General features: G+C 42.3%; 11 protein-coding genes and 1 pseudogene. 10 read left to right on the top strand and 2 right to left on the bottom strand.

The genetic code is table 11. The features are described from left to right. The first annotated feature begins 16 nt into the window (after positions 1-16). Together glnD and dapC are read left to right on the top strand one after the other, a co-directional pair. The gene (gene glnD / locus B3X18_RS13850; RefSeq protein ID WP_005019843.1) at positions 17-2683 is read left to right on the top strand and encodes a [protein-PII] uridylyltransferase; all 2667 of its coding nucleotides are present in this window, start codon (positions 17-19) and stop codon (positions 2681-2683) included. A gap of 25 nt (positions 2684-2708) precedes the next feature. Further along, complete coding sequence (dapC, locus tag B3X18_RS13845) at positions 2709-3878, top strand: succinyldiaminopimelate transaminase (protein WP_005026394.1); 1170 nt, start codon at positions 2709-2711, stop codon at positions 3876-3878. A gap of 54 nt (positions 3879-3932) precedes the next feature. Here dapC and B3X18_RS13840 read toward each other — a convergent pair. Next, positions 3933-4413, bottom strand: a pseudogene (locus tag B3X18_RS13840) (glutathione peroxidase). Then, positions 4410-4829 carry a peptide-methionine (R)-S-oxide reductase MsrB gene (gene msrB / locus B3X18_RS13835; protein WP_005026396.1) on the bottom strand — a complete coding sequence of 140 codons (420 nt, stop codon included), beginning with the start codon at positions 4827-4829 and terminating at the stop codon, positions 4410-4412. The pseudogene B3X18_RS13840 and the gene msrB overlap by 4 nt, the downstream one beginning before the upstream one ends. Before the next feature lie 155 nt (positions 4830-4984). Here msrB and B3X18_RS13830 point away from each other — a divergent pair, with 155 nt between their 5' ends. The 8 genes from B3X18_RS13830 to B3X18_RS13795 all read left to right on the top strand — a co-directional run bounded on the left by B3X18_RS13830 (position 4985) and on the right by B3X18_RS13795 (position 16585). Next, on the top strand, positions 4985-6220 hold the full coding sequence (locus tag B3X18_RS13830; RefSeq protein ID WP_017400622.1) for a pyridoxal phosphate-dependent aminotransferase: 1236 nt from the start codon (positions 4985-4987) through the stop codon (positions 6218-6220). Between the two features lie 495 nt (positions 6221-6715). Continuing rightward, complete coding sequence (locus B3X18_RS13825; RefSeq protein ID WP_005019838.1) at positions 6716-7585, top strand: MetQ/NlpA family ABC transporter substrate-binding protein; 870 nt, start codon at positions 6716-6718, stop codon at positions 7583-7585. A 75-nt stretch (positions 7586-7660) separates the two neighbouring features. Then, the gene (locus B3X18_RS13820) at positions 7661-8686 is read left to right on the top strand and encodes a methionine ABC transporter ATP-binding protein (RefSeq protein WP_034670681.1); all 1026 of its coding nucleotides are present in this window, start codon (positions 7661-7663) and stop codon (positions 8684-8686) included. After that, complete coding sequence (locus B3X18_RS13815; protein ID WP_005019833.1) at positions 8683-9378, top strand: methionine ABC transporter permease; 696 nt, start codon at positions 8683-8685, stop codon at positions 9376-9378. The genes B3X18_RS13820 and B3X18_RS13815 overlap by 4 nt, the downstream gene beginning before the upstream one ends. Positions 9379-10261: 883 nt before the next feature. Further along, on the top strand, positions 10262-13828 hold the full coding sequence (dnaE, locus tag B3X18_RS13810) for a DNA polymerase III subunit alpha (protein WP_034670629.1): 3567 nt from the start codon (positions 10262-10264) through the stop codon (positions 13826-13828). A gap of 19 nt (positions 13829-13847) precedes the next feature. Beyond that, positions 13848-14690, top strand: coding sequence for an RNA methyltransferase (locus B3X18_RS13805; protein WP_026444047.1), 843 nt, complete (start codon positions 13848-13850; stop codon positions 14688-14690). Beyond that, on the top strand, positions 14683-15501 hold the full coding sequence (gene cysE, locus B3X18_RS13800) for a serine O-acetyltransferase (RefSeq protein ID WP_005026406.1): 819 nt from the start codon (positions 14683-14685) through the stop codon (positions 15499-15501). Before B3X18_RS13805 ends, cysE begins: the two co-directional genes overlap by 8 nt. 109 nt (positions 15502-15610) lie before the next feature. Beyond that, positions 15611-16585: an ABUW_2363 family tetratricopeptide repeat lipoprotein gene (locus B3X18_RS13795; protein WP_005406450.1), complete on the top strand. Its 975-nt coding sequence runs from the start codon at positions 15611-15613 to the stop codon at positions 16583-16585. The last annotated feature ends 113 nt before the right edge of the window (positions 16586-16698 follow it).

Below are 16698 nucleotides of genomic sequence, written 5' to 3'. Positions count from 1 at the left end.
ACTGCGGAACATGCTCATGATCACTACCTCGCCTCTGCTTAATTATGTCAAAAGCAATCATGATATTCAGGCCATTAATGTATGGCGTACTGATGTTGAAAAGCAGTTACAGGAGAGTTATGAAAATGGGCAGTCTATCCGTGACATTATTCTGGCCCGCTCCAATTTAATCGATGAAGCTCTGATCTTCTTATGGCAACACGCGGGACTCCACCAGACCGATCTTGGTCTGTTTGCTGTAGGGGGCTATGGCCGTCGTGAAATGTTGCCATACTCAGATGTCGATATCATGATTTTATCTGAAGACGATATCACTCCTGAACAGGAAAGCTTAATTTCTACTTTTATTTCTTCTCTTTGGGATGTCGGAAATTTTAAGCCAGGTATTAGTGTACGCACTATTGCCAGTTGTGTAGAACAGGCCACCAATGATTTAACTGTTGCTACTGCACTGATTGAAGCGCGGCTGATTACTGGAAATCAGCATCTGGCCAGATGGCCACGCCGGATTGTGTCACAGACCTGGACAGATAAAACTTTCTTTGATGCCAAAATGCAGGAGCAGGCAAAGCGTTATGCCCAGCATAATCATACAGAAAGCAATCTGGAACCCGATATTAAAAATGCGCCAGGCGGTATTCGTGACATTAACCAGATTGGCTGGATTGCTAAACGGCATTTTCGGGTTAATCGGATTTATGATCTTGTTCATCTCGGTTTTATTTCCGAATTTGAACTTGCTGTTCTGGAGGAAGCTGAAATTTTTCTCTGGGAAATCCGTCACCACCTGCACCGTCTGGTCAAACGTGATGAAAACAGGCTGCTATTTGATTACCAGCGCGAAATAGCAGCAAAATTTGGCTATGTTCATAAGGAAGGTGAATCTCCGAACTATCCGATTGAGCAGTTCATGAAGCGGTATTACCGTACTGCGCAGCAAGTTTCAACTTTAAATGAAATGCTACTGGCTTATTTTAATGAGTCTGTTATTACCCCGCGGCTACCAAGTTATGAGCGTAAAATTGAAGAAATCAATGAACACTTTAAACTGGTAGACGGTAAACTCGCAGTACAACATCATAAAATATTTTCGGAAAATCCAAGTGCAATTCTGGAGATTTTCTATTTACTGGCTAACCGGCCAGAAATTCAGGGAGTGCGTGCCCGAACACTTCGCCTGCTGACCCTAGCAGCCAAGCGAATTGACCAGAGCTTTCGTGATAATCCCATGCATCAAGCTCTTTTCATGGCAATTATACGCTCTCCCTACCGTTTATACGACACATTGGTGGCGATGAAACGTTATGGGGTGCTCGGTAAATACATACCTTCTTTTGGGAAAATTACCGGATTAATGCAATATGACCTGTTTCATATTTATACGGTGGATGCTCATACACTCCTGTTACTCAGAAATTTAAACCGCTTTAAAGAGCCAGAATTTGCGAAAGATTTTCCAGTCGTCAGCTCGGTTTTTCAGCGTCTTGCCCGTCGTGATATCGTATTTTTAGCCGCATTATTTCATGATATTGCTAAAGGCCGCGGGGGTGATCATAGTGAACTGGGTGCAGTTGATGCAATCGAATTCTGCCGTGCACATGGTTTTACTGAACGTGAGTGCAAAATGGTGGCGTGGCTCATCCAGAACCACCTGCTGATGTCATTAACTGCTCAAAAGAAGGATATTTCCGATCCGGATGTGGTTAAAGAATTTGCCGAAAAATTGGGTGATATGGAGCATCTGGATTACCTATACTGTTTAACAGTAGCAGATATTAATGCGACTAATCCAAAACTCTGGAATACGTGGCGTGCCTCATTAATGCGTCAGCTATATACGCATGCACGTGATGTAATTCGCACCGGCCTGGGTCGCCCCGTGGAATACCAGATGCTCATTGAAGATACCAAATTTGCAGCCAGTGAACTTCTGGTGGACGAGTTTGCCCTGGAAGAGGTAGAAAAGGTCTGGCAAGAACTGGGGGATGAGTATTTTCTCAAAGAGTCCGCGAATGAAATTGCCTGGCATACCCGTGCAATCCTGCAACATGGGGATAATCCAGCTCCTCTGGTATTGATGCGGGCACATCGTAAAGCTGCACAAGATGCTGTCCAGATTTTTATTTATACTCAAGATAAGCCAAATCTGTTTGCGACTACAGTTGCAGTACTAGACCGAATGAATCTCGATGTTCAGGACGCCCGAATTATTACTGCCACAAAAGCATTCAGTCTAGACACTTATGTAGTACTGGACCGTTTTGGAACCTTACTCACTGATGCTGAACGCAAGCAGACCGTTGCAGATGCGCTGGTTCAGGCACTCAGCCATGCCGACAATTACCCGGGGTTAATGCAGCGTCGTATTCCTCGTCAGTTGCGCCATTTTGATGTAAAAAATACTGTCGATATCACCCTAAATCCGGCTTTACAGCAAAACATGGTGGAAATTTCCACACTTGACCAACCTGGCTTACTTGCTAAAGTAGGCGGTCTGTTTATGATGCAGGGGCTGGATATTCATTCTGCCAAAATTGTCACACTCGGTGAACGGGCTGAAGATATTTTCTTTGTGACAAAGAAGGATGGCACGCCTATGAATGCTGAAGAAGCTCAGCTTTTTTCTGCAAAACTGAAATCAGCACTCGATGAAGCTTCAAGCCAAGTTATAAGCCAGCATTAAGTTACAACCAAACGGTATTTTTTCAATGAACTCAAGCTTGTCATTATTACATCCTTATCCTTTTGAAAAGCTTAATCAACTTTTTAAGGATGTAGTCCCTGCGGACCTTCCCTTGATTCCCCTCTCTATTGGTGAGCCCAAGCATCCTGCCCCTGATTTTGTAAAAAAGGCGATTATTGATAACTTTGAACAGCTTTCAACTTATCCGAACAGCAAAGGCTTACCTGAATTAAGACAGAGTATTGCAGACTGGTTAACTCGCCGCTTCCAGCTGAACACCATTAGTGCCGAAAATAATATTCTTCCTGTATCGGGAACGCGTGAGGCCATTTTCTCTTTCGTTCAGGCTTTGGTAAAACGAGAAGATACACCTTATGTGGTCATGCCGAATCCGTTTTATCAGATTTATGAAGGTGCAACCCTTCTAGCAGGTGCAAAACCATACTTCATTAACTGCACCCAAGAAAATAACTATCTGGGTGACTTTGACCATGTACCCAATGAGGTATGGGAAAAAACAGCACTACTGTTTGTATGTACACCAGGTAATCCAACAGGTGCGGTTTTGTCTAAAGATCAGTTAAAAAAACTGATTGCACTTTCAGACCAGTATGATTTTGTCATTGCATCAGATGAGTGTTATTCAGAACTCTGGTTCGATGAAGCACCCGTTGGCCTTCTTGAAGTCTGTGCTGAAATCGGACGTAATGACTATAAAAACTGTGTAGTATTTCATTCCCTGTCCAAACGCTCAAACCTGCCGGGAATGCGTTCCGGTTTTGTCGCAGGTGATGCCAACCTGCTTAAACCTTACCTGAAATATCGCACATATCATGGTGCAGCCATGCCCGTTCAACATCAGCTCGCCTCAATTGTGGCTTGGAATGATGAAAACCATGTAGAAGAAAACCGTAAGCTTTACCGGGCCAAATTTGAACTATTTCAAAATGAACTGGGGCATCTTCTGCCACTTCAAAAACCAGATGCAGGTTTTTATTACTGGTTAAAAGTAGACCATGATGAAAATTTTGCCAAAATGCTCATGGAAAAAGCACATATCAAAGTACTACCGGGACGTTACCTGTCACGTGAGACTCCGCAAGGTAATCCGGGTGAAAATCATGTACGTTTGGCCTTGGTTGCTGACATTGCTCAATGTGAGCAGGCTATTGAACGATTAAAGAGAGTACTTTAATCTTAATTTACTGAAAAAATGAAGGGCGATTAAATCGCCCTTTTATTTTTACTTTTACTGTGCCAATGCCCTTTCAATATCTTCTTCTAAAGCTTCAGGCTTACTGGTTGGTGCATAACGGTTCAGCACTTCACCATTTTTTCCTACCAGAAACTTGGTAAAGTTCCATTTAATGCCGTTGCCCAAAATTCCCTTACTGTTATTGGTTAAATAACGAAAAACTGCATGGGCTTCTGGGCCTTTTACATCAACCTTGGCAAACATTGGAAAACTGACACCGTAATTTTTCTGGCAAAATGCACCAATCTGGTCATTTGTCCCCGGGTCCTGTCCGCCAAACTGGTTACATGGAACNNAATACTTCTAATCCCTGATCTTTATACTTCTGGTAAACTTTCTCCAGACCAGCAAACTGCGGTGTGAAACCGCATTTACTTGCAGTATTAACAATCAGTAAGACTTTGCCCCGATAGTCAGCCATTGATTTAGTTTTTCCATCTAACAACTCAGCTTCAAACTGATAAATGTTGGTCATGGATAGGTTTCCTCATCACTTTTTTCTTGTGTTTTTAATTCGAGTGAAGCCGAATTTACGCAATAGCGCAGTCCTGTCGGCTGTGGACCATCTTCAAATACATGTCCCAGATGAGCATCACAATGATGACAAACTATTTCTGTTCTGACCATCCCATGACTTAAGTCTTCATGTTCTTCTATAGCAGTTGAATTAATCGGACGGAAAAAGCTTGGCCAGCCACACCCGCTATCGTATTTGGTTTCTGAAGAAAACAGTTCTGCACCACAGCAACGGCAGGTATATACCCCGTCCTGTTTACTGTTCCAGTATTTCCCCGTAAACGCAGGTTCAGTACCTTTTTGTCGCGCAATACGAAACTCTTCGGGTGATAACTCTCTTTGCCATTCTCGGTCTGTTTTATTGAGTTTTCCCATCATTAACTCCTTTAATTCTATGACATTCAATGTCATGCTTCAGTACTTTCATATTTACGCTAGACAACAAAAAATTTCTAGCTAAATTTCACCATAGATTGTGCTATTTCAGTTAATCTATTTTTCTCTTAATATACATATAATTGGATGAGATCATGTCCGTTTTAGGTAACACTACACCCCGCGAAATCAAAAAATCGTCTAAGCTTGAGCATGTTTGCTATGACATTCGTGGACCAGTGTTACGAGCCGCCAATGAAATGGAAGAACAGGGCCATAAAATTATCAAACTCAATATTGGTAACCCCGCCCCGTTCGGCTTTGAAGCGCCACAAGAAATCATTAATGATGTTGCCCTGAACCTGCCAAATGCAGTGGGTTATACCGATTCAAAAGGAATCTTTCCGGCACGTAAAGCGATCTGCCAGTATTACCAGCAAAAAGGTGTATTTGATGTCAGCGTAAAAGATGTCTACATTGGTAATGGCGTATCAGAACTCATAGTTATGGCCATGCAAGGTCTGCTAGATGATGGCGATGAAATGCTGGTGCCAATGCCGGACTACCCGCTCTGGACAGCAGCTGTTAATCTCTCTGGCGGCACAGCGATTCACTATAAATGTGATGAAGAAAATTTCTGGTATCCCGATATCGCTGATATGGAAAGTAAAATCACTCCAAATACCCGCGGTATTGTGGTGATTAATCCGAACAACCCAACCGGTTCGGTTTATCCGCGCCACGTACTTGAACAGATTGTTGCACTGGCAAAAAAATATGACCTGATCCTGTTTGCTGACGAAATTTATGACAAGATTATTTATGATGGAATTGAACATGTAGCCCTGGCAGCACTGGCAGGTGATCAGTTATGTGTCTCTTTCAATGGTCTCTCTAAAGCTTATCGTATTGCAGGTTACCGTTCAGGCTGGATGGCAATTACCGGTAATAAAAGCCGTGCAGTAGACTATATTGAAGGTCTGGATATGCTTGCCTCAATGCGTCTGTGTGCCAATCATCAGGCTCAATATGCAATTCAGACTGCACTTGGAGGCTATCAGTCTATTAATGACTTGATTCGTCCAGGCGGACGTTTATATGAGCAGCGCAATATTGCCTGGGAAATGTTAAATGAAATTCCTGGAGTTTTCTGTGTTAAACCGGAAGGCGCCATGTACTGTTTTCCACGTTTAGATCCAGCAGTGTATCCGATTGAAGACGACGAAAAATTTATGCTGGATTTTCTGCGTGCAGAAAAAGTATTGTTAGTACAAGGTACAGGCTTTAACTGGCCAACTCCAGATCATTTCCGTGTAGTGTTCCTGCCTGCCGAAAATGAATTACGCGAAGCAATCAACCGTTTAAGTCGCTTTTTGGCAAAAATGCGATAAGTCTGTTAAATAAAATAGTGTTCTGCATCTTTCTATTCGAAAGATGTAGAGCTTAAAATTGCTATATTCAGTTTTATCTCATTTATAGATTTATATTGAATAAAATTTTATATAGGATAAAAATTTATCAGATAAATATTTTTTATAAAAAATTATAAATAAACACATGATTTTAATAATTAAATTTTTTCAAATTTGAATTTTCAAAAGCACTTAATAAGATAAGGAATGACTTTATATTCACTATATTGCATATAGCTTTATTGGTATGATGCAGCTCATGAGTAGGTTCTAAATTTTATTGAGTTAAATAACATGCTGTAGTGATAGCAGTCAGTTTCTCTAATACAATAGAGTGTTAGAACAGACCACTACAAATTTCTTAACGCTTTAAACCGGTCTTCATTTCACGAGAGCGGTTGGTTTAAGCTTGATTTAATGATCAAATGTTATAATTTGTAAATTTAAATATATTAAATTTACCGGGACGAATACATGAAAAAGTTGCTTGGCCTTGTATTAGGCGTATCTGTAGGACTGGCAGGATGCTCAAAACCTGAACAGCCTGCAACTGAAAACGCTACACAGGATTCTGCTGAAGTTAAAACCGTAACTATGGCATCTACTGGTTCAGATGCAGATATCTGGCGCTACATTGCAACTCTGCCTGAAACTAAAGAAGCTGGCATTAAACTGGATGTTAAAAACTTCACTGATTATGTTGCCATGAATACCGCTGTAGCCAATAAGGAAGTCGACCTGAACGCATTTCAGTCGTATGCCTATATGGTCGCATATAATGCCAACAATAAAGACAAGATTGCACCGGTATCTACTACTTATCTAGAACCGATGGGTATTTACTCAACCAAAGTAAAGAAAGTTGAAGAGTTCCCAAATGGTGCCACCATTGCTATTCCAAATGATGGGGCAAATGAGTCACGTGCATTGCTACTGCTTCAGTCTGCGGGTCTGGTGAAATTAAAGCCCGGTTTTGACGAGGTACAGGGTACTCCTGCCGATATCGTTGAAAATAAAAAGCAGATTGTGATCAAGCCTGTCCAAATGGCAACTGCAGTCCGTGTAAAAGATGAAGTAGATGCCATAGTATTGGGCAATACTTTAGCAATGGAAGGCGGTTTAAATGTGCTTAAAGATGCTATTTATTATGAACCAATTGACCAGAGTACCAAAATGAATGTAAACATTCTGGCTACTGCTGCTGATCGTCAGAATGATCCTGTACTACAGAAAGTTGGCGCGCTATACCATACTGCACCGGTTAAGCAGTACATTCAGGAAAAATTTGGCGGTACTAAAGTCGATGTAAACAAGCCGGTAAGCTATCTTACTGACGCAAAATAATCATATAATTGCGATTAACAAACAGGCAAAGTGAACTTTGCCTGTTTTTTCATTCTTATACAGTATCTTGACGCTATGATCGAATTTAAGAACATCTCCAAACATTACCAGCTCAAGGGCCAGACTATTCGTGCCCTTGACCAGATTAACCTGCAGATACCAGATGGCAGTATATTTGGTATCATCGGTTATAGTGGTGCGGGTAAAAGTACACTCATCCGTCTGATTAACTTACTAGAACGTCCGGATGAGGGTCAGGTTATTATTCACCAGAAGGATTTCACTGCTCTGGATGCCCGTAAATTGCGTCAGGAACGTGCCAATATTGGTATGATTTTTCAGCATTTTAATTTGCTGCAAACCAAAACTGTAGCAGCCAATATTGAAATGCCGATGAGACTGTTGGGTTATAGCAAGGCTGAACGCGAAAAACGCTTAAATGAACTGCTCGACTTTATTGATTTAAAGCACAAACGAGATGCTTTTCCCGATGAGTTGTCGGGTGGACAGAAACAGCGGGTTGGTATTGCACGCGCTCTAGCAAATCATCCAAAAATTCTGCTTTGCGATGAAGCTACGTCTGCACTTGACCCTCAGACCACCCAGTCTGTTTTGCAACTGCTTAAAAAAATTAATAAAGAGCAAGGGATTACCATTGTGATGGTTACCCATGAAATGGATGTGATTGAATCAGTTTGTGATTATGTCGCAGTGATGGAACATGGTAAAGTCATTGAGACAGGCTCTACACTAGATATCTTCAGTCAGCCACAACATCCAACAACTCAGAACTTTATCCAAACTGTTTTGCAACAGCAATTACCGGTTAATATTCTAAATAATTTGGAAAACCAGAATCATCATAGTATTTACTGCCTGAAATTCCTGGGTAAGTCTGCTCAGGAAACGGTAGTTCAAGCTGTAATCAAAAAGTTTGACTTAAGCTTAAATATTTTGTTTGCCAATATGACTGAAATTCATGGGACTGTTATTGGACAAATGTTTATTCAACTTTTAGGTGACCCGGAAGTGATTCAGCAAGCTATTCTGTTTCTGGAAAATAATGGCGTGCAGGTTGAACAGTCAGGAGTGCAGGTATGAGAGACTTGATTGTTCAGTGGCTCACTAGCGTTACTGCGCCATTTTGGAAAAGCTCACTTTCAATTGACCAGTTCGTAACTGCTTTACAGGAAACCTTCCACATGGTGTTTTTTGCCATGCTATTTGGTTGTGTCTGGGGTTTTATTCAGGGTATTACTCTGGTGGTTACACGTCCGGGAGGTATTTTACCAAACCGGTTGATTTATCATGGTTTAAACCCTATTGTTAATGCGCTACGTTCCCTGCCTTTTATCATATTGCTTATTGCAGTCATTCCACTGACCAAGCTGCTGGTCGGAACTTCGATTGGAACATGGGCTGCTATCGTGCCTTTGACTATTTATGTAGGTCCTTATATCGGTCGGCTGGTTGAAACTTCACTGCTGGAAGTAAATGAAGGAATTATTGAATCAGCTCAAGCGATGGGAGCGACTCCCCTACAAATTATTTTTAATTTTATTTTGCCAGAAGCCCGTAGCTCACTGATCCTTAACCTGACCACAGCTACTATTAGCCTGATTGGTGCGACTGCAATGGCAGGTGCTGTTGGTGCGGGCGGCATTGGAGACCTGGCTATTTCTTATGGCTATCAGCGTTTTGATACCAGTGTAGTTATTTTAACAGTTATTGTTCTTTTGATTCTGGTTCAAATCGTCCAGATGCTCGGTGAATGGCTAGCCCGTCTCAGATAGGTTCAGGACTGATTAACCGCCCTCTATAGAGGGCTTTTTTCAGGTTTGCTGTTTGTTATAATCGTGCTATAGCTGTGATTAACCGGTCAATATTTATGATAAAAATATGATTAGTAATCTTTGCTTTTAGCATATGTACAGTGTCTGAGGCTTCTACATTACCTTATAGATTATGATACGAGTATAAAGGTAAATGTATTAGAGCTTAGACAGTCTGTAACGGCTTCTCAATTAACCAAACAGCTAGTCATCCAAAATATAAAAACTCAAAAAAATTACTCGAAATGTATAGGTAACTATGAATATTCAACTGCTCCTATTCCACACAAGGGGCTGTTTTTTGAAATATCTCCAGAAGATAACTCCCCTTTTTCTAAAAACTATTCAAAAGCAGAGACAGTATTAATCAACTCACTGATACTTAGGGCCGAGTTAGTCTGAACTGAAAAAATACAGCAGACCTTAGCGAAAAAACCTTGGTAAACAATCTTTCCATCTCAAGAGATTATATTCTTGCCAAGTTTAAAAAGGAGTTTTTTTAAATGCAAAAGGGATAAAAATTACAGGCACAGTAATACTGCTAACTTCTGCTGACCTGAAAGCTTATCTCAAGCATCCGGATGAGTACGTCCCTCCTTATTTTCCATATCTTGACTTTACTTTCAAAAATGGCAGGTTACGTGCTTTCGATATATGCCAAGGTATAACCTGTTAATTACTGGTACTTTTATTAGGAGGGTATATTTATAATGGAATTTCTGTCTTTCCATTTATAGCCCTGCTTAAAATGAAATTATAAAAGATTCTAATGTAGTAAATATTGAGCTATGCCGTTCACAAGAGCATGTTAAAATACAGGGCAGTTTAGGCAGGGTTGTTTTCTATGCAGTTTGTTCATCTTGGTATTCATACAGAGTTCTCGATTACAGAATCAATCGTACGTGTGCCTGATCTGGTTAAAGCTGCTCAAAAAGATGAAATGCCTGCTTTGGCACTGACTGATCTGTCTAACCTGCACGCAGCGGTCAAATTTTACGGAAAATGTTTGGGTAAAGGTATCAAGCCTATTTTAGGCTCAGAAATCCGCCTGAATGATGCTGAACATCGTATGACCTTATTGGCAATGACCAATACAGGCTGGCGAAACCTGACAGAACTGGTATCTGAAGGTTATATCCGCGGTCAACAGCTAGATATTCCCTGTGTACAAAAAGAATGGATACTGGACCAGAACCAGGATTTGATTGCCCTGCTCGGAATGAATTCTGATGTCGGTAAAATGCTGATTACCTCTAATCCTCAAAAAGCTGAACCTTTGCTGGAAGAATGGATCGCCAAATTTGGAAATCGGGTTTATTTAGCCCTAACCCGCACTAATCGTCCGGACGAAGATGACTTTATTATAGAAGCGGTGAAACTGGCCCAGAAGTATAATATTGGTGTAGTGGCACACAATGATGTGCACTTCATGACCCGAGACGACTTCGAAGCGCATGAGGCCCGGGTCTGTATTGCTGATGGTTATGTCCTTGGTGATAATCGCCGTCCGAAAACCTATTCGCCCGAACAGTATTTTAAGTCTTCTGAAGAGATGACCGAGCTGTTCTCGGATATTCCGTCAGCCATTGAGAATACTTATCATATTGCTAAACGTTGTAACGTAACCTTGCAACTGGGTAAGTACTTCCTGCCGGATTATCCGATTCCAGAGGGTTATACTATTGATACCTTCTTTGCGCATTTGTCCAAAGAAGGCCTCGAGGAGCGGTTAAATTTCCTTTATCCACCTGAGGAGCGTGATGAATACTGGCCGGAAATACGTAAGCCTTATGATGAACGTATCGAATACGAGATTAATATTATTAACTCGATGGGGTTTCCGGGCTACTTCCTGATTGTAATGGACTTCATTCAATGGTCAAAGAATAATGGCGTACCGGTAGGCCCTGGCCGTGGTTCAGGTGCAGGTTCTCTGGTTGCTTATAGTTTAAAAATTACTGATCTTGATCCGCTGCGCTATGAACTACTGTTTGAACGTTTCTTAAATCCGGAACGTGTTTCGATGCCTGACTTCGATGTCGATTTCTGTATCGCTGGCCGTGACCGTGTAATTGATTATGTAGCACGTACTTATGGTCGTGATGCCGTCTCCCAGATTGCTACTTTTGGTACTATGGCGGCCAAAGGAGCGATTCGTGATGTGGCCCGGGTTCTAGGTAAATCTTATGGACTGGCAGATCGTATTTCCAAACTGATTCCAACTAAACCCTTGGGCTTAAGTCTGGAAGAATCCTTGCAAGCTGAACCTCAGCTTAAGGATATTGTTACCAACCCATCCAACCCGGATTATGATGATGCTTCAGAGATCTGGGAAATGGCGCTAAAACTGGAAGGTATTACCCGTAATACCGGTAAACATGCCGGTGGTGTAGTTATTTCACCAACCAAGATTACCGATTTTTCTGCGGTCATGTGTGATGCTGATGGTACGGCGCGCGTAGCGCAGTTCGATAAGGATGACGTAGAAGCAGCAGGTCTGGTAAAGTTTGACTTTCTGGGTTTGCGTAACCTGACCGTGATTGAAGACGCAGTCAAGAATATCAATAAACGTATTAAAAGCGATAAACCTTTAGATATTGCTGCTATTCCACTTGAAGATAAAGACGCTTATCTGGTCTTTGCCAATGCCAATACCACCGCGGTATTCCAGTTTGAATCTGTGGGCATGAAAAAGATGCTCAAAGAAGCACGTCCAAGCAAATTTGAAGAAATTATTGCTTTCGTATCTTTATATCGTCCAGGACCGATGGATCTGATCCCTGACTTTATTCATCGTATGCATGGTGGTGAGTTTGAATATCTGCATCCTCTGCTTGAAGGCGTACTAGAGCCGACTTACGGGATTATGGTGTATCAGGAACAGGTCATGCAGGCGGCACAGTACTGTGCGGGTTATACGCTTGGTGGTGCGGATTTGCTGCGCCGGGCAATGGGTAAGAAAAAACCTGAGGAAATGGTTAAGCAGCGTAAAATCTTCATTGAAGGTGCTGCAAAAAAAGATATTGATGAAGCTACAGCCAACCATATTTTTGATTATATGGAAAAATTTGCCGGCTATGGTTTTAATAAATCGCATGCAGCTGCCTATGCATTAGTAGCCTACCAGACGGCATGGTTAAAAGCGCACTATCCAGCTGAATTTCTGGCAGCGGTAATGTCATCGGAAATGCAGAATACCGATAACGTGGTATTTTTGATTGATGACTGCCGAAAAAACAATCTGGAAGTTTTGCCACCTTCGGTCAATATGTCAATTTACCAGTTCCATGCAATTGATGAAAAAACTATTGTATATGGTCTTGGTGCGATTAAAGGCGTTGGTGAGGCTGCAATGCAGTCAGTGATTGATTCGCGTAACCAGCAAGGACCGTATAAAGATCTATTCGATTTCTGCCACCGCATTGATCTGAAGAAAATCAATAAACGTACTTTAGAAGCACTGATTCGTGCCGGTGCATTGGATTGTCTAGGTATTGAACGTGCCGACCTGATGGCACAGCTTCCAGAGGCAGTACAAGCAGCAGATCAGGCCCGTCAAAACCGTGAAACCGGGATTATGGATCTTTTCGGTGAAGTTGAAGAAATTCAGCGTAAACCAGCTAAACCTGTAAAACCCTGGAGTGACGAGGTTCGTCTCAAAGGCGAAAAAGACACTTTAGGCCTTTACCTGACCGGGCACCCTATTAATGTCTACCGGCCAGAACTCAAGTCTTTTGTTCCAAGTCGGCTGAATGAACTGACACCTACCCGTCGTGGCGTGACCACTGTATTCGCTGGTCTGGTAATCGATGTCGCCAATTTTCCAAACCGCGTCATGATCACTCTGGATGATGGTACAGCGCGTGTGGAAGTCAGCTGTAACCATGAGCGTTTCCAACGATTTAAAGATATTATCCAGCCTGAAAAAGTCGTAGTCATTGAGGGAGAAATTTATGAGCGCGAAGGTTATGAACGCCCGATGGCGCGTCTCAGCAAGGCTTTTAGCTTAAATGAAATCCGTCAGAAGCGAGCAAACAGCATCAAGATACAGCTGAGTGATGATCTGCTAGGCCCGGCATTGGGTCTGGAGTTGCAAAAAATACTTGCACCTTACTGTAATATAGATATGTACCAGCATATTCCGGTACAGCTATTTATAGAGCAGCCCTATGCTACAGCAGAGCTACATTTGGGTCCAAGCTGGAAAGTTGCCCCACTTGATGAGTTGCTGGCAAAATTGCGTGATTATTTTGGCAAGGAAGCTCTGCATATCGAATACCAGGTCAAATCCAAAGCTGCGCGGGTAGTAGAGCCCGTGCGCCCGGTACATACAGCTTCCCCCGCTTCAAATGATATAAGCATGGATGAAGCTTTAGAACTTTATCAGGCTGAAGTCAGCCAGTATTCTTGATACAAAAATTGGATATCCTATGAGCAGTTTTGATAATGCTTTAATCTCAGAGCATTTATCCCATGTCCGAATTGTAATGGTCAATACCACACTTCCGGCTAATATTGGCAGTGCTCTGCGTGCCATGAAAACAATGGGTCTTTGCCGACTGGTTCTAGTCGCTCCAAAAACTTATCCACATCCGGATATTGATGCGCTGGCAGCAGGTGCACAGGATCTTATTGAACAGGTCCAGATTGTCGAAACACTGGAAGAGGCCATTCAGAACTGTCATGTGGTATTTGGTACCAGTGCCCGCAGTCGGACCATCCCATGGCCACTGTTAGATGCCCGCCCGGCAGCACAAACCTCTATGCAGGCAGTTGTCAGTAAACAGCAGGAAATTGCGGTAGTATTTGGCCGTGAAGACCGTGGCCTGACCAATGAAGAGCTGGCACTGGCCAATTATCATGTCACTATTCCAGTCAATACAGATTATGGCGTACTTAATGTCGCTCAGGCAATTCAAGTAATCTGCTATGAAATGCGTATGGCTACACTGGAGCTGATGGATACTCCACCTCAAGAAACCAATCAAATGCCGGTAGCTGGCAAGTCTATGATGGACTGGGATGAGCCGTTGGTTACACATGAGCAAATGGAGCAGTTTTATCCCCATCTAGAAAAAATGCTTGAAGAGATTGAATTTTTAGATCCCAACAATAAACGCCTGTTACCTTTACGCTTGCGTCGCTTATTCGGACGTATACAATTAGATCGTATGGAATATCATTTATTGCGTGGCATTTTTAGTCGGGTGCAGGCCTTGAACAATGGCACATGGAAAAAGTCGAACAGCCAAAAGGAGCAGCCAGATGCTTAAGCAGCTTAAAGAAGATATTAAGGCCGTATTTGCCCGTGATCCCGCTGCCCGTAACACATTGGAAGTATTAACGACCTATCCAGGTATTCATGCATTAATTATGCATCGGGTAGCCCATGAACTGTGGAAGAAAGACTGCAAGGGTACAGCCCGGCTTTTATCTTCATTCAGCCGCTTTGCCACTGGTATAGAAATTCATCCGGGTGCAAAGATTGGCCGACGCTTTTTTATTGATCATGGTATGGGTGTAGTGATCGGTGAAACAGCAGAGATTGGAGACGATGTTACTCTTTATCATGGCGTTACTTTAGGCGGCACTACCTGGAATAAAGGCAAACGTCATCCTACACTTGAAGATGGCGTAGTAGTCGGTGCAGGTGCTAAAATTCTTGGACCATTTACTGTGGGGAAAAATGCCAAAGTAGGCTCGAATACAGTAGTTACAAAGGCTATACCTGCAGGGGTTACAGCGGTAGGCGGACCGGCACGTTACATTTTTAAAGATAAAGAAGCTCAGGATAACGAACAGGAAGCGCGTCGTCGTTCTTATGCAGAACGTATAGGTTTCCAGCCTTATGCCGCCACACAGGAACAGGCCGATCCTATTCTTGAAGGTATGCGTGTATTGCTGGACCGTATTGAATATAACGAGAAACGCATGAACACCTTATGTCAGCGTTTATCGCTACTTGACCCGACATTTAAGCGTTCAGCACAAAATGAACAGCACCCATTTAGTGAAGAAGAGTTAAAGATTATTGAAGAAGTGCGCCGTGAATGCGAAGCACAAAGTACCCAGACCAAAGCTTGAGCTAAATTAAAACATATACTCACAAGCTGGACATTGCATGTTTGCATAGGATTTTTTAGACTGGCAAACGTGCTTCTCTTATGTAGATAACAATTAACGGAAGAATTATATGACTTTTAAGCCACTGGCCTGTGCATTGATTGCTACTTCATTTCTTACTGCATGTTCAACCGGACCAGTAAAACAGAAAGTAAACAATGAACCGGTCGTCTTTACTGAACCTGAAATTTCTCCACCATTTTATGCACTAAACCCGTTTGATTATAATGCTCCGCCTCCATTTGAAGTTGCGCTAAAAGCAGCCGCAGCACAGCCAGTTACCAAGCTTCAGGTCACAGACCCAACCACTGGCCAGACTACGACCCTTGAAACCAATAAACTTATTGTTCCAATTATCAACAGTAATCAGCGCGCCATGAAATTTGCTGTACTGGCTGGTGAAAATGAAATTGATATTACTGAAATTGATGACTTTCTACAGCTGGTAGAAGGTAAGGCACGCCATTATCCACCACGCTTTACCGAACGTCAGGAACGTCGTGGTTTTGAAAATAAACTTAAAGAGGTTAGTCAACGACTCGATACACTGGCAGCTAATCCAAATGCTTCATTCGATGTATTAATTCGTGCTTTCAAAGCAAGTGTAATGGCACGCAATCTGGACCTGGGTAAAAACTATACGACTCAGTCACTAGTTTATGCACAGCGTATTTTACGTATTAATCAAGATGATCCAGAAGCCAATTTCTGGTTTGGCTTTGCCCTGTCTGAAGGTGGCGGTCAGCGTGAAGCGATTCCATATCTGGATAAAGCAATGAAATTTGGCGTACAGGAAGCTTATCTTTCAGCAGCTAATAACTATATTGCAATGGAACAGAAAAAGAATGCGACCACAACTCTAAAAAATTACAAAGTAAAATATCCGCAAGAAGCCGAAGTTGCTGACCGTTTGATTGAAGAAATTGACAAGCGGGGCCGCTGGAATGTCTGGCAGATATTAAATATAAATGTTCCTGCCACTCCATCTGCACCTGTAGCCACAGCAGCTCCAGGTACTGCCACTCCTGCACAACCTGCCTCATAACTCTCACACATTTTGCACAATTTAGGCTGCTTCGGTAGCCTATTTTTATAGGGTTTGAATTGAAAACAGCCAGAATTCACGTATGATTTAATTGAAATTATCTTGTTGATTCT

This window comes from Acinetobacter sp. UBA6571 (genome assembly GCF_002434085.1).
GTDB classification, from domain to species: domain Bacteria; phylum Pseudomonadota; class Gammaproteobacteria; order Pseudomonadales; family Moraxellaceae; genus Acinetobacter; species Acinetobacter radioresistens.
Note: the sequence above shows the minus strand (reverse complement) of the source record. Positions and strands in the feature narration are given on the sequence as shown.

Excerpts from the sequence above, each read along its gene's own strand:
- B3X18_RS13805 (WP_026444047.1), top strand. The coding sequence starts at position 13,848 with ATGAGCAGTTTTGATAATGCTTTAATCTCAGAGCATTTATCCCATGTC.
- dnaE (WP_034670629.1), top strand. The coding sequence starts at position 10,262 with ATGCAGTTTGTTCATCTTGGTATTCATACAGAGTTCTCGATTACAGAA.
- B3X18_RS13820 (WP_034670681.1), top strand. The coding sequence starts at position 7,661 with ATGATCGAATTTAAGAACATCTCCAAACATTACCAGCTCAAGGGCCAG.
- B3X18_RS13815 (WP_005019833.1), top strand. The coding sequence starts at position 8,683 with ATGAGAGACTTGATTGTTCAGTGGCTCACTAGCGTTACTGCGCCATTT.
- glnD (WP_005019843.1), top strand. The coding sequence starts at position 17 with ATGATCACTACCTCGCCTCTGCTTAATTATGTCAAAAGCAATCATGAT.
- msrB (WP_005026396.1), bottom strand. The coding sequence starts at position 4,829 with ATGGGAAAACTCAATAAAACAGACCGAGAATGGCAAAGAGAGTTATCA.
- dapC (WP_005026394.1), top strand. The coding sequence starts at position 2,709 with ATGAACTCAAGCTTGTCATTATTACATCCTTATCCTTTTGAAAAGCTT.
- B3X18_RS13795 (WP_005406450.1), top strand. The coding sequence starts at position 15,611 with ATGACTTTTAAGCCACTGGCCTGTGCATTGATTGCTACTTCATTTCTT.
- B3X18_RS13825 (WP_005019838.1), top strand. The coding sequence starts at position 6,716 with ATGAAAAAGTTGCTTGGCCTTGTATTAGGCGTATCTGTAGGACTGGCA.
- cysE (WP_005026406.1), top strand. The coding sequence starts at position 14,683 with ATGCTTAAGCAGCTTAAAGAAGATATTAAGGCCGTATTTGCCCGTGAT.
- B3X18_RS13830 (WP_017400622.1), top strand. The coding sequence starts at position 4,985 with ATGTCCGTTTTAGGTAACACTACACCCCGCGAAATCAAAAAATCGTCT.